The sequence below is a fragment of the Carnobacterium sp. GW821-FHT04C06 genome, assembly GCF_059420345.1.
This window is the reverse complement of record NZ_JBWKTN010000003.1, coordinates 376253-390768: the sequence shown is the minus strand read 5'-3', so window position 1 is coordinate 390768 and position 14516 is coordinate 376253. Positions and strand designations below refer to the sequence as shown.

Below are 14516 nucleotides of genomic sequence, written 5' to 3'. Positions count from 1 at the left end.
CACAATCGTTATAAAATAGGAGGTAATAATTAGATGAAACTAAAAAAAATACTTACCGCTAGCTTTGTTGGTTTGTTAACACTGGGTGGATTAGCAAGTGCTCATCCAGTTCAAGCCCGTACGTCAATCAATGAAACATGGGGAAAACCAGCTTTTACAAGAGGCGTAACATTAAATCAAAGCCAAATTGCAGAAACACGCAAGTTATTAGGGATTCAATCAGACGATGCTGTCGATGAGTTTGTCGTAGATGGCAATGTTATTTCAAAATATTTACAAAACAGCAATAATCCAGGTGCCCAAGTTTATTCCAGTTCACTGATTCAACGGACATCAGCAGGTGATGGTGTAAAAGTCGAAATCGTAACGCCCGAAAATATCACATTGATTACTACTGAACAGTATCGAAATGCAAGCATTACAGCAGGTGTAACGGATGCGACCATCAAAGTAGCTTCAGCAGTTCCTGTAACAGGAGAAGGAGCTTTAGCCGGCGTATTTATGGCATTTGATGAGAATGGTCAAGCGTTAGACAAAGAGTCAATTGCAGTTGGGCAAGAAGAGCTGGGAGTTATTTCAGGAATTTCAGAAGCGAATAAAGACAATGCAGATTTTAGTGACGCGAATCTAAATGTTGCCTTTGCTGAAATTAAAGCGGAACTTGCAAAAATTCATGAAAAACAAGATCAACTTGCAACAAAAGAAGATGTTGAAAAAATTGTCAACGAAGCATTGAAAAACAACAATTTAGATAAAGTTGTGACACCTGAACAAACTACACAAATTACTAATTTCATGATTCGCTTCCAAAATTCGCCAGCGATTAATAACAAAGAATTGATTAGCCAACTCAATAACTTTGGAAAAGACGTTATGAATAATGCGAAAAACTGGCTTGGGGAAGCCCGCAATTCGTTAAACTCAGAAGAAGCACAGAACTTTTTACAAAAAGTAAGCAATAGCTGGGATCGTTTTGTCAGCTGGGTAACAGGATTTTTTAATTAGATAAAGGAGAACCATTCTTTAAAAGAATGGTTCTTTTTAGTTGAAAAAAGATGTGTCATCTTTACATAGAACGAAGGTTATTTTTATGATATAATTTATAGACTGAGAAATTATTTATTTCTTGTACTATTTGTTTAAACTAAAAAATATTTAAGGAGAATGATAGTGGGAAATGCTATAAGATTTGGATATTATGGATTAGTAGTGATTGTTGTAGGAATGTTAGGGTATAAATTTTACAAAAGTGAAGATAGAAATTTTTCAAAAACAGTAGAGATATTTTTACCGATGTTTGTTGCTTTAGCGCCAATTCTATTAACGATTCTTCCAACTGAAAAAGCAATAGAAGTTGCTTTTCCTGATGTAGAAAAATATATCAATCGTGCAGATGATCTAGAGAAAGAAAATAAAGAACTTTCGGAAAATATTGTGAATTTACAAAAAGAAAGTACTAAAATGAAAAATAAGAATAAGCTTTTAGGTGAAAAGAAATACGCTGAAATTAGTGATACTGAATTAGTAGTCGATGGTTTAATGGTAAAAGCTAAAAATAATTTAGTTGCTAATGTTGATGGAGATCATTACTATCATGAGAATATTCTTAAAAATGTAACTGGTAAAGAGATTCAGTATGATGATGACCAAAATAAAATCTTTATAGGCAATCAAGAAATCAATAAGATAAACAAAATTAAATTCGAAGATGTTAAAAAGTTATTATACAGTGGGAAAAATGAAATCAATTATGAAGAGGAAGAAAATGATTCTTTTTTAGTAGCTGGAAAAGAACAAAAACATGGATTTGTGCTTACAAACTCCAAATACAGTCGAGAAGGAAGTTATGGACTGTTTAATTTAGACGGAAAGTATTCCAAAATTGAATTTGATGTTGGAAAAGTAGATGATTCAAATTCAAGTTATATTGAAGATGCTAAAATGAAAATATTTCTAGATAATGAGTTGAGCGAAGAGCATAAAATATCTGCTGAATTAGCTGATACCCATTTTGAAATTCCAGTGAACAATGCTAAGAGCTTAAAGATATTATTGACTGACAGCGGTTCAAACTTTGGTTTTTATAACATTGTTCTTACAAAATAAAGCGTACTTGAATAACTTATTTTAAATTATGAACAAAAAATGAGAATCCGATAGAACTTATAGATAACCATAGAAAAAAATGATATACTGATTAAACAGTTAAATACAAATTAGGTTGGGCGCAAGCTTTCAAGATCTAGTTCTCCAAGGGTGAGGAGAACATCTTGAAGGCGTGCGCTCTTTTTTGTATTTATTTTGAAAATTAACAGAAGCAGAAGGGAATGGTTGAATGAAATTTTACAACAAGGAGAGCCAAGAGGTACTAAATGAATTTAATGTGTCTATGACAGAAGGATTAACAGATACTGTTGTGGAATCAAATAGAGAGCATTTTGGAGAAAATAAATTAAACGAAGAAAAATCAGATCCGTATTGGAAAATCTATTTACGCAGTTTTAAAGAGCCAATCGTGATTGTTTTAATGGGTGCAATTTTATTATCTTTTTTCAGTGCCTATTACGATTTTCAAATTAAAGGCGATGTAAAACACGGAACAGAAGCTCTTTATGAAGGAACGGCAATTTTAATTTTGATTATTATTAATGCGACTCTGTCATTTTGGCAAGAAATTAGCGCTAAGAAAAGTTTAGATGCGTTGAAACAACTTTCCAATCGCCAAGTCGCTCTTTTACGAAATGGCAATTGGGGACGCTATGATTCAGTCGATCTTGTGCCGGGAGATATCGTAAAGGTAAACGTTGGTGATTTTATTGAAGCAGATATCAGATGGATTGATACGTCAGAATTACAGGTGATTGAATCGCATTTGACAGGCGAAGCAGATGCCATTCAAAAGGACAGTCAAGCGCTTGAAGGAGAGATTGGCGTTGGCGATCAACGAAACATGGGGTTCTCAGGATCAACAGTTTCAAATGGTAGTGGAATTGGGATTGTTGTTGCAACCGGTCAAAAAACCGAATTAGGAAAAATTGCTGAGCTGCTTCAAAAGGTTGAGTCAAAACCTTCACCATTACAACACACAGTTGGAAAATTGACTAAATCGCTAATGTTGATTTCTGGTTTAGTCGTTGTGTTTACCTTAATTGTTGGAATGATTCAATCCTATCAAGCAACAGGGTCATTAACCTTTTCCGCAATTGGCGGGGTGTTGTCTACTTCAATTGCTTTAGCCGTAGCCTCTATTCCAGATGCATTGCCCGCGGTGTTATCCATCGTTTTAACCATTGGTGCAAGCAAAATGGCTAAAAATAAAGGGTTAATTAAATCACTAAACAGCGTTGAGACGCTAGGCGCAACTTCTTATGTTTGTTCCGATAAAACAGGAACGTTAACGAAAAACGAAATGACCGTGACGCAATTTTTTGCCAACGGTGACGCATACTTTGTTACAGGCAAAGGGTATTCACCAGAAGGTAAAATTATCAGTGACAATCCAGATACGAATGCCTACCAATCATTTATGAAAGGTGCTGTTCTATGTAATGAAGCCGAAGTAAAATTGGTAGAGCAACAATACAAGCCTTTTGGAAATCCAACAGAGGTAGCTTTAGTTGTTTTAGGAGAGAAAGCCGGAATTACCAAAAAGGACATCCTTGAAAAGGGCAGTGAAATTTACCGGATTTTACCTTTTACAAGTAGTCGAAAAATGATGAGTATTATTGTAAAAGAAGACGACCAGTATAAGCTTTATACTAAAGGAGCACCGGATGTATTGGTTGAAAAAAGCGCCTATATTTTACATGAAAATGAACGCGTTGAAACCTCTCTTTTAATTAAAAAATTAGAAGAAACAACCTTGAATTTTGCTAAAGAGGCATTAAGAACTCTTGCCGTAGCGGAAAAAGTTTTAACCAAAGAAGAAGCAACCAATGGAACGGTGGAAGAATTAGAAGTAGGCTTTACTGTGACCGGAATAGCCGGAATTATTGATCCACCAAGAGAAGAAGTCAGAGAATCTGTTCAGCAATTGAAGGAAGCTTCAGTTAAAGTTGTGATGATTACTGGGGACCATGAAGCAACTGCTAAAGCGATTGCCTATGATTTAACCATTATTGACTCGTTGGACGCGCCTTCAATCAAAGGGTCAGCAATTGAAAAAATGACTGATGAAGAGTTATTTGAAGTTGTCAAAGAGACACAAGTTTATGCTCGTGTTTCACCAGAGCATAAACAACGGATTGTCGAACAGCTACAAAAACATGGTGAAATCGTGGCGATGACGGGAGATGGAGTGAATGATGCGCCTGCACTAAGAGCCGCAGATATTGGCATTGCAATGGGAATAGCAGGAACAGAAGTGACGAAGGACTCTGCTGATTTGATTTTACTAGACGATAAGTTTACGACGATCCAAAAAACAGTTGAAAGTGGACGAACCATTTATGCCAATATTAAAAACTTTATGCGTCATGAGCTGACAACAAATGTAGCAGAAGTCTTATCTTTATTAATTGGACTGCTTTTCTTCACAAAAGGGATGGGACAAGTTCCAGCGTCAACACCGACCTTAACAGCTTTAATGATTCTTTGGGTAAATATGGTCAGTGACGCTGTTCCATCATTTTCACTAGGATATGATGTGGCAGAATCAGATATTATGAGTGAGAAACCACGTAATCCAAAAGAGTCAGTCTTAGCAAATTACACCTGGTCTCGTGTGTTGATTCGAGGAACGGTAATGGGATTAATGGTATACGCAGCCTTTATCTTGGCAGCAAAAAATGGAATGAGTAGCAATCAAGCCCAAACAGTAGCCTTTTTAACGCTTGTTTACGGGCAATTATGGCACGTTTTTGATGCCCGTAGCTCTAAAACATTATTTAGAAGAAATCCATTCCAAAATAAACCTTTAGTCGCAGCCGTTTTATTTGCTGGAATTAGTTCGTATCTTGTAACGATTATTCCATTTTTCAATACAGTGATGGGCACAGCCCCATTATCATTAAATGTTTATCTTTTATTGCTAGTTGTTCCTGCAATTCCGACGTTCATTTTATCAGGATTAAAAGAATTATTTGGCATTAAAATCTGGTAAAACAAAAACCATCTATTTTGAATAGATGGTTTTTTATTTAATCTAAAATTGCTCATTGTATGAGACTAAGAATCGTTTTCATTTAGGGGTTTGTTTTCGCTTTTCTTATTTTTCGATGGTATGCTTTCACTAGGAAATAGAACGAGTTTTGATTTAAGTTAAATTAATTTGTTAAAGGAAGAATGCGCCTATGAGAAATGATAAAAAATTGTATTTAGTAATAAGTGTAGGAATTATCGCTTTAATTTTAGAATTTTTGTTTCAGCAGAATAATCTCGCGCAAGGATTAATAACAATCGCTGGTGTGATTATGTCAGGGGTAATGTTTATAGGGATGGTTAAAACGCTTCGTTCTGGGAGCTATGGAGTAGATATTTTAGCGATCACAGCTATTATAGCTACACTAGCAGTTGGAGAATACTGGGCAAGCTTGATTATCCTCATTATGCTGACCGGTGGGGATTCACTTGAAGATTATGCAGCTAAAAAAGCGCGGAGTGAGCTGAAATCGTTATTAGATAATTCTCCGCAAATTGCGCATAAATACGAAGGAGATCAACTTGTCGAACTTCCTGTTGAAAAAGTGAAGGTAAAAGATGTTTTAGTAGTTAAACCTGGGGAAGTCGTTCCAGTTGATGGTACGGTACTATCTGGACAATCGTTATTTGATGAAGCCTCATTAACGGGTGAGTCAAAACCTGTGAATAAGCAAGTAGGGGACTCGTTAATGTCTGGGTCAGTAAATGGCGACGGAGCCATTACGATGGCAGTGGATAAGTTAGCAGCAGATAGCCAATTCCAACACATTGTTCGACTCGTAAAAGAATCAGAGCAACAACCTGCTCATTTTGTTCGATTAGCAGACCGATACGCCGTTCCATTTACAATTATTGCGTATTTAATTGCTGGAATTGCGTGGTATATTTCAAAAGATCCGAAACGTTTTGCTGAAGTTTTAGTCGTAGCGTCACCATGTCCATTGATTTTGGCAGCTCCAATTGCGATGGTTTCTGGAATGAGCCGTTCTAGTAGAAATGGGATCATTATTAAGACAGGTACAACGATTGAAAAATTGGCAACAGCGAATTCGATTGCGTTTGATAAAACAGGAACGCTTACGAATGGTGTCTTATCTGTTGACCAAATTCAAACAACTGGGACGATAACAAATGAAAAAATGGTCTTACTTGCAGCGAGCGCGGAGCAACAATCGGGCCATATCCTTGCAAAATCATTGATGTCCTATGTTGGAAATCAGAATCTATTAAAAGCAAGTAAGATTGAAGAATCCATTGGAAATGGGGTTGCAGCAGAAGTAGAAGGTCAAGAAATCAAAGTTGGAAAGTTAGCTTTTGTTGCACCAAATCAAACGCCAGAAGGTATCAAACAAACAGCTTTATTTATTTCAGTTAACAACCAATATGCGGGTTTTATTACTTTTACAGATACTATTAGAAGTGAGGCTAAAGAAACAATTAGTCAATTAAAAGCAGAAGGTTTGACCAAAGTGATGATGCTAACGGGTGATCAAAAGGATGTTGCTACTACCATTGCAAAAGAAGTGGGCATTACAGACGTTAATGCAGAATGTCTGCCAGGTGATAAAATTGCAGCATTAAAAGAAATACCTGATTCAGAGCGTCCAATTATAATGGTGGGAGACGGAGTCAATGACGCGCCTTCACTGACCATTGCAGATATTGGAATTGCAATGGGAGCACATGGTTCAACTGCTGCAAGTGAATCAGCTGATGTAGTGATTCTAAAAGATGACTTGAGCAAAGTCAGCACCGTGATCCAATTGTCAAAAGATACAATGAAAATTGCGAAAGAATCCGTCTTATTAGGTATTTTAATTTGTACAATTTTAATGCTAGTTGCAAGTACAGGAATTATCCCAGCATTGCTTGGAGCTGCTTTACAAGAAGTTGTTGACGTTGTATCAATCTTCTCTGCGCTTAGAGCACGGAAAGATCGGAAAATTAAATCGATAAATTAAATCGATAAATTAAATCGATAAATTAACAAACCCCCATCCTGCATCATGTAGGATGGGGGTTTTAAATAATGATTAAATACGTATTACTTGGTTTTTAATGGGATGTTATTTTTCTCAAGATATCGATAAACAGTTGATCTAGAGACTTGCGTTGTTCGAGCAATTTTGGCAATTGACATATCCGTATTTTGATATAAATCTAAGACCAATTCAATATTTTTATTCACTGGTGGACGGCCGAGTTGTTTGCCATTGTTACGAGCTGCATTTAGGCCAGAAATGACTCTTTCGCTGATTAATTCTGCTTCCATTTCAGCAAAAGCGCTCATAATAGTAAAAAAGAAACGTCCCATTGACGTAGTAGTGTCAATGTTATTTTGAATACTAATAAAATGAATGTTTCGTTGTTTAAATTCTTCCATTAAAATCAAAAGATGTTTTGTACCACGGGAAAGTCGATCTAATTTAAAAATAACGAATGTATCTCCTGGTTGTAATTCATTAAGTACTTTGTTCAGCTCCACCCTTTTTTCATTTCTACCACTCTCTGTTTCGGTATAGATACGGTCACATCCGTAATGTTTCAGTGCAGCCAACTGAGAATCAAGTTGTTGATAATGTGTGCTGACGCGAGCATAACCTAGTATAGCCAAAAAAATTCCTCCTAAAACTAATGAACTAATCTTATCATAATCGAGTTAGTTCATTATTTAAAGAAAAAAGGAGGTGTTTTTTTTAGAAATTTTATACGTTATAAAAAGAAAATAATTAAAACTGAAAAATAAACGTTATTTTTTAGTTCCATAGAGAATACAGCCAGATAAATTAGCAAGTAACTGACCAGTAGTTGTTTGACTAAAATCATTGTTATTCCCGCCGCTACTAGGATCTGGAGGCAAAACAGCATCTGTTTGAATCGAGTAGGGCGTTAGGTTGGAAATTTTTAAAGCAGACTGCTTTTTTGAAGGTTCTTTCTTAACTTTTGTTTTCTTTTTTACAGATTTTGTTTTTTTACGAGTAGTTTGATGAACATTTTCAAGTTCTTTATGTTGTCTGTTGTGTTCTACAGCATCTGAAGATTCAGGTGGGGCTTCAACTGGATCTACCGTAACTGCTGGATTGAGTGGATTAACAGGTGAGCTATCTGCTAATAAAACAATATCCGGATCATGTGGGGCAGCTTTAATAGACATCGGGAAAAAGAGTCCCGAAAATAACAAGCCACAGATGATGGAAGATTGAGTAAAATGTAAGAGTTTATGATTCATAAAATTCACCTTTCTTTATGTTTCAATTCAATAATTTTATTTCCGAAGTATTCCCAATCAGTTGGCAAAGGCGGATTTTTCCAAATAATATAATCGCAATGGGAATGAGCGGGTTTAAAGTCAGAAAGGTATAAATTGGTTTGATTGGATAGAGTAGACTCAATCACGATATTCAGAAATTTAAAAGACTTGATCGAAGTGCTAATGAAATGATTATATGATTTTCCATGAGAAAAGTCGACACAAACGTATATTGGGTTGTTTAAAAGAGAGGCGGGTAAGTATCGAATCAAGGAAAATAAATAATCATAAAACAAAATAGTTGTTTCTTCTTTTTTATTGAAATTATTATGAATAAAGGATTCAGAAAATAAGAAAAAATCAGGATAATTCTCTTTTAAAAATTCAGGATTAGCTTGGAAATACATCATTAAATCTGAAGGATTAAATGTTAAAAACTTATAATGAATCCGATTTAATTCTCGTTTCAATAAGTTGTAGTAAGACGCATCTGATTGAATATCAAAACGTTTATTTAACTGTTTCAAGAAAATATCCGTTAAATCTAATGCGGGCTTACAACTCGTTTCAATAAATTTTAGAGAAGCTTGAGTAGAGATTTTTGGAATCAAGTTTCCAGCAAATAGAAAGGAGCATAAAAAACTAGTTTCCAGCTTTAATTGAGTTTTCTTCAGTGTAGTTGTTTCTAAAAAAAACTGAACAATCACCTGCTTGATAGCCAACTCAATATTGTTAAATGGAACGCTTGTTACTTGTTTCTTCAATGTGTTTCCAAAAAAGAGTCGTTGAAAGGTAACACATAAAAAGAAAGTAATTTTAACCTTCTGTGTAGAAGAGAAGGTTGTATTTAAAAACATAGAGAGTTCTTTAAGAAATAGCTCAGATAGCTCAACGAGTTCTTTAGAAAATGGATACTCTAAGCTGTTAAAAGAATGAAAGTAAACTTCAAAAAGAAAGAGACGAATGTCGGATTCGAGTCCTGCAAGCTGCAAATCAGAGTCAATTGTAATATGATATTTTTTTAAAATAGTTTCTAATTCACTTCTTAATAGATACGCAGCAGAAAGACTTAAAAATTGATTGGCTGAAAATTGTTCTAGCGAGAAGTTCTTATCTTTAAACATGCCATCTAACAAGAGAAATAGGTTAGAATCCTTTAAATAAATCCACTGTAACGAAAGAATCGAGTCAGTTCCATCAGATTGAAAGGTAATTTTTTTTGAATCTAATTTGATTTGAATACCTGTAATATGATGATCGGTTAAATCTTCGATAATTTGTTTAATTGATTTTTTGACAATAAAATTTGAAAAAGAGAGGGAATCACTGACTTCTTGAATCGATGTAGTTTGTAAAGGAGTTAATTCTAAATGATTTAAGATGGCCATTCTATGTTGATATTCTTTATTTAGTAAAAAATTCATGAGGATCCTCCTTACACATTATTTTATTTAATCTAGTCTATACTTTATAGGAATATAATTATCAAGTCTAGAACTAATTTTATTATCCCGATTGAGTTCAAACAATTATAGAATAACAGAGACATATATTTAATGCTATTTTATTTTAAAAATGACCTTATTTAAACCCATTCAAATAAGGATTCTAAAAAATTTTCAAAAAAATAAAATTTTTTAAAATGACAGTGAAAATAGTAAATGATATAGTAATTGCAGATAGGAACAACACATAAAAGTGTCGCGTAAACAAATGTTTACGCGACACTTTTTTTTTAAACTTTTTACCAATCTAAATTGGTATCAAGGCTGACTTTCATCCGTTTATAGCGGTCTTTTTCATAGCGTGTCGTAAACATTTGTTTACGATACTCATTTAAGGGGTGAAAGAATGCAAGTTAGGATGAGCAAAAAGCAACTAAGCATGTGGATTGTTGCATTATTTGTTTCAGGATTGATTTTATCCGGAATTCACTATGTAACTAAGGTTAAAGAATCTGGAATTAAAGCTGAGGAGTTAAATTTAACAATTGCCTCAAGCCAACAAGAGTTTTATGAGAATGAAGAGTTTCAATTTGACATAACGATTGACGATCCGTTAAGCAATCCACTCATTTATTTAGAAGTACCAACAGAATTTGAATTAGATATAGATCAAATTCTCCAAGCCAATCAAGGTGTAATTGAAAAAATTGAACCAGTAGGATCAAGACAAAAAATTACATTGGCAAGTGAGACAAGTTCCCCAATTAAGTTAAACATAGAAGGGAATCTTACAAAAACAGGAGAGTTCAAGGTAACAGTAGCAGATGAAGCGGGGGCAGAAAAACAATTTCCTATCACAGTCAAAGCGCATCCGTCGATAGAAACGCTAAATGAACCAAAAGAGAACAACGAAGCGGAACCGACTGTTCCAGAAGTTCCAACAGAACAACCAGAAATGACTGAAAAACCTGCACCACCAGCTACAGAAAATCCGATTGCAAATACAGAATTAGACAATGCTGAAATGTCTAATCAACTAAGTGCCATTCAACCTAGATTGAATTTATTACCAAAAGGTTCCCTCTTAGTAGATGAACCAGACGTTATCAAAATTCCAAAAACAAATCCACCTCAAATGATTTCAGGAGAATACGGACTGGTATTAACACGATTTAAAGAAAGTACGGTTAACTACTTTATTCATGGTGTTAATAAAGGGAAACCAAATGCAGAGCAACGTATCACAAGAGCACAGTCAGGCGAAGATACCTACATTTATTATACAAAAACAGGGATCTATAAAGGGCGAGTGATTGATGTTAAAGAGATCATTGTGAACACAGCAAGTGGCGGTTCTTCATTTGGAACAGCGACACCAACTCCAGGTGGAACCAAAAATATGCTATCAGCACGTGTTGGTGGTGGTTCAAAATACAATCCTGCGACAATCAGAGTTGAATTTTATGATTCTGAAACAGGAGAGAAGATCAAAGTAAAAGGGGTATGGAATTTAACCGATATCGATTATGATGAATCTGCAATTATGTATTCAGACAGCATTCAAGAAGTCTATGTAAGAGAAGATTCAGATGTTTTAGGCGAACGTAAGAGTGACAAACTAACAGTTGAATCTCCACGTAATAGCAATGTTAGCGAAACAGATGAAACACGCTGGGTTAGTGTTGCCTATGGAGAAACCGATGAATTAACTTTCGATTACTATTCCTCAAAAAGTTGGAATGGATATGATGTAAAAAGTTTGGTTCCAATTGCCTTTCCTGATCCTTCTAAAATTGGAACAGTAGAAAATCAAGCAACGAAACAAATCAATTATACAACTTATGTCAGCGTACCTTACAGACAAATAAAGAATTTTGAACCACAATTAATTATTGAAGATCCTGTAATCGATGAGTTGAATATTCAATCCTTTGATATCGTAGATACGTTAACAGGACAAAATGTAAATAGTCTGTTTACCCTTTCCAAGCAAGGAAACAAGATTCGGGCTGAAGCTAAAGAAACCTCCTTAAAGAAAGCTGATTTTTACAATAAAATGTACGCATTAGAAGTGAAAGCAACCGTTAGAGAAGGGGCAGATTTGTCAAAATACCCTTATGAAAAAGGCCACCGGTTGTTGCCGAATACCAGTCAAATCATTGTAACCAATTCAGATGCCTCAGATAAAATCGTGAAAAGTAATGAAGCATTTGCAAAATTAAAAGATGAGCGACTTGAAGTCAAAGAAGAGGTATTTCACCTTGATGGTTCCGTAGCAGATATTGCCACACCAGGGGAGCAATTGAAGTATCGAGGAACCGCCTTGAGTTCCTATCAATCTGAAACTGAAACAAACAACTATGCTTCATTAACCTTTACCACAACCGTTGATTCACAGCTTGAAGCTATTACGAATATCACCTTAAAAGATGAGTCGGGTCAAGTGGTTGGAACAGGGTCATATGATGCAAGCACGAAGCAAATTACGGCTTCACTAACTAAGCCAGTAAGTAGAAAACAGGCTGTTTATCTAGAATACAACGGAACAGTTAAAAAAGGTGTCCCAACAGGTACCCTTGTGAAAGCAAAGACTGCCGTTGAAGGGAAATACAGCAATGGTGTCGAAATTCCGTTAAGTGTTTCAAATGAAGTGAGCACGTTGATTGAAGATTACGGTGTACTAGAAGAAAGTGTCACACATCAAGATGGCTCTGTTGCTGATTATGCGCAAGTCAATGATGTTCTTCATTACAAAATAATTTATCGCACACCATATAAAAAAGCGGACGTTAAATACAGTACCATTTCAATCAATTCAGACATTACTGAAATAACAAGTTATACAAAAAATAGTAGCAACTTAGTAGCTCATACAGAGTCAGGTAAGCCTTTAGCGACTCCAACGATAACAGGAAATACGCTTTCCTTAAATGATAGTTCCGGTACAATAGCTGCTAACGAAACGATTGTTGTCGAGTTTGATGTGACGGTAGATGCTGAAAAAGTATCTGATGGAACACTTTTTAAAAATTCAGCAGTAGCCAATATGAACTTTTCCGATGGTTTTAAAGCAGTTGGAGTGACATCGAATACCGTGCAAACAATCATCAAAGGAGTACTAGAATTTGTTTCTGCACCAAATGAACTAAATTTCGGAGATAATTTAAAAATTTCAACTAAAGACAAATCTTACCCAATCCAAAATAAAGACGAAGGATTGATTGTTCAAGATAGCCGTGGCAAAGGAAATCAATGGTCAATGAGAGCGACTCTTCTAAAAGAGTTGACTGGTGAGTCTGGGCATCAATTAATGAACAGTTTACATTATTACAATCAAGGAAAAGAACTTGCCTTTACAATAGGAGATTCGATTCCAATTAGAGATCAAAAAACACTAGACAATCAACCTGTCGAAATTTCAAATGATTGGCAAGATATTCAAGAAGGGCCTGTTTTAAAAGTGAAGGCGGGTCAACCTTATAGTGAAAAATATACAGGTGCCATCCAATGGACACTGCAATCTGTTCCAGGAAATGAATAAGGGGGAGACAAAATGAAAAAAAGAATCGTCTTGGTTTTGTTACTTTTAGGTTGTCTCTCAACATCTTGGACAATTGTAGAAGCAGCTGAAAAACAAAGCTATGAATCAAATAGTGGAATCGGTTTTTATGGGACATATGAATATCCAGAGCCAGAAATTCCTAATCAAATTCCTCCAGCAGGAAAACCGAGCGTACCACCAACAAATCAAGGTCGCTTGCCACAAACAGGTACAACAAATACAAGTTATTTAAACTTAATAGGGCTGTTTAGTTTCTCAAGTGCAGTCTTATTAATCTTAATAAATAAAAACAAAAAACAGGAGGAAATTTATAATGAAATTAATTAAATATGGAACTACAGCAGCAATGGTATTAGCAAGTATTGCAGCAACTGGAGTGCAGGCTTTTGCAGCAGAAGACGATTACGTAAGAACGTATCAAAGTGGAGGGATTGTTGAATTCGTACCAGATGAAGACCCAACGGACCCAGTCGATCCAGTTGATCCAGATCCAAACAAGCCAGTAAATCCATGGGATCCAACAACACCAGATCACAAGCCAAATCCAGGAACAGATGGACCGCTAAGTATTGATTTCGCATCAAGTATCGATTTTGGTAAAAATAAAATTACCAATAAAGACGAAACGTACTATGCAAATCCACAATATTTATGGAATGAAGATATGTCAGATTTTGATCCAGCAACAGCAAGACCAAACTACGTACAAATTACAGACAAACGCGGAAATAATGGCGGTTGGTCACTAAGTGTTAAACAAGAAGGACAATTTAAAAACGATAAAACATTAAACAAAGAATTAACAGGTTCACAAATTACCTTTACAGAAGGTGTATCAGCTTCAAATATCGAAAATGTAATCGCACCAAAAACATTTGATATGGCATTAACGCCAAATACTTCTACTAAAGTAATGACAGCTGTTAAAGGTGCCGGTGCTGGTACTTGGGTAGATCGCTTCGGTACGCTTGAAGATATGGAAGTCGAAGGAAAAACAGTTAAGAAAAACAAAGCCATCACATTAGACGTGCCAGGAACAACAGCTAAAGATGCAGTAAAATACGATACAAAATTAACTTGGACATTAACAGATGTTCCAGGAAATGAATAAAATTAACTA

General features: G+C 35.3%; 10 protein-coding genes and 1 other annotated feature. Of the genes, 7 read left to right on the top strand and 3 right to left on the bottom strand.

Going from position 1 to position 14516, the window contains the following annotated elements; all coding sequences use genetic code 11:
• Nucleotides 1-33 precede the first annotated feature (33 nt).
• The 4 genes from AC07SW_RS07175 (at nt 34) to AC07SW_RS07160 (ending at nt 7100) form a co-directional block, all read left to right on the top strand.
• A complete protein-coding gene (locus tag AC07SW_RS07175; protein ID WP_135017949.1) occupies nt 34-1005 on the top strand; it encodes a DUF1002 domain-containing protein in 972 nt (323 codons plus the stop codon).
• A 165-nt stretch (nt 1006-1170) separates the two neighbouring features.
• Entirely contained in the window at nt 1171-2106 is a 936-nt protein-coding gene (locus tag AC07SW_RS07170) for a hypothetical protein (protein ID WP_162919120.1), read from the top strand.
• 113 nt (nt 2107-2219) lie between these two features.
• Nucleotides 2220-2266, top strand: a sequence feature (sodium ion sensor (DUF1646 type); this cis-regulatory element may regulate processes involved in with the transportation of sodium ions).
• A 69-nt stretch (nt 2267-2335) separates the two neighbouring features.
• Nucleotides 2336-5101, top strand: coding sequence for a cation-translocating P-type ATPase (locus AC07SW_RS07165; RefSeq protein ID WP_135022823.1), 2766 nt, complete (start codon nt 2336-2338; stop codon nt 5099-5101).
• A gap of 190 nt (nt 5102-5291) precedes the next feature.
• Complete coding sequence (locus AC07SW_RS07160; protein WP_034572456.1) at nt 5292-7100, top strand: heavy metal translocating P-type ATPase; 1809 nt, start codon at nt 5292-5294, stop codon at nt 7098-7100.
• Nucleotides 7101-7183: 83 nt separating this feature from the next.
• Here AC07SW_RS07160 and AC07SW_RS07155 read toward each other — a convergent pair whose 3' ends face one another.
• The 3 genes from AC07SW_RS07155 to AC07SW_RS07145 all read right to left on the bottom strand — a co-directional run bounded on the left by AC07SW_RS07155 (nt 7184) and on the right by AC07SW_RS07145 (nt 9813).
• Nucleotides 7184-7753, bottom strand: coding sequence for a recombinase family protein (locus AC07SW_RS07155; RefSeq protein WP_034572453.1), 570 nt, complete (start codon nt 7751-7753; stop codon nt 7184-7186).
• Between the two features lie 135 nt (nt 7754-7888).
• On the bottom strand, nt 7889-8368 hold the full coding sequence (locus tag AC07SW_RS07150; RefSeq protein WP_147291891.1) for a hypothetical protein: 480 nt from the start codon (nt 8366-8368) through the stop codon (nt 7889-7891).
• A 5-nt stretch (nt 8369-8373) separates the two neighbouring features.
• On the bottom strand, nt 8374-9813 hold the full coding sequence (locus AC07SW_RS07145) for a helix-turn-helix domain-containing protein (protein WP_485402232.1): 1440 nt from the start codon (nt 9811-9813) through the stop codon (nt 8374-8376).
• A 427-nt stretch (nt 9814-10240) separates the two neighbouring features.
• Here AC07SW_RS07145 and AC07SW_RS07140 point away from each other — a divergent pair, with 427 nt between their 5' ends.
• From AC07SW_RS07140 to AC07SW_RS07130, 3 genes are read left to right on the top strand one after another with little or no spacing between them, the layout of a single operon-like run.
• Nucleotides 10241-13375 (top strand): hypothetical protein, encoded by a 3135-nt coding sequence (locus AC07SW_RS07140; RefSeq protein WP_490427775.1) that lies wholly within the window; start codon nt 10241-10243, stop codon nt 13373-13375.
• 12 nt (nt 13376-13387) lie between these two features.
• Nucleotides 13388-13723 carry an LPXTG cell wall anchor domain-containing protein gene (locus tag AC07SW_RS07135; RefSeq protein ID WP_034572443.1) on the top strand — a complete coding sequence of 112 codons (336 nt, stop codon included), beginning with the start codon at nt 13388-13390 and terminating at the stop codon, nt 13721-13723.
• Nucleotides 13710-14507 (top strand): WxL domain-containing protein, encoded by a 798-nt coding sequence (locus AC07SW_RS07130; RefSeq protein ID WP_034572441.1) that lies wholly within the window; start codon nt 13710-13712, stop codon nt 14505-14507. Before AC07SW_RS07135 ends, AC07SW_RS07130 begins: the two co-directional genes overlap by 14 nt.
• The last annotated feature ends 9 nt before the right edge of the window (nt 14508-14516 follow it).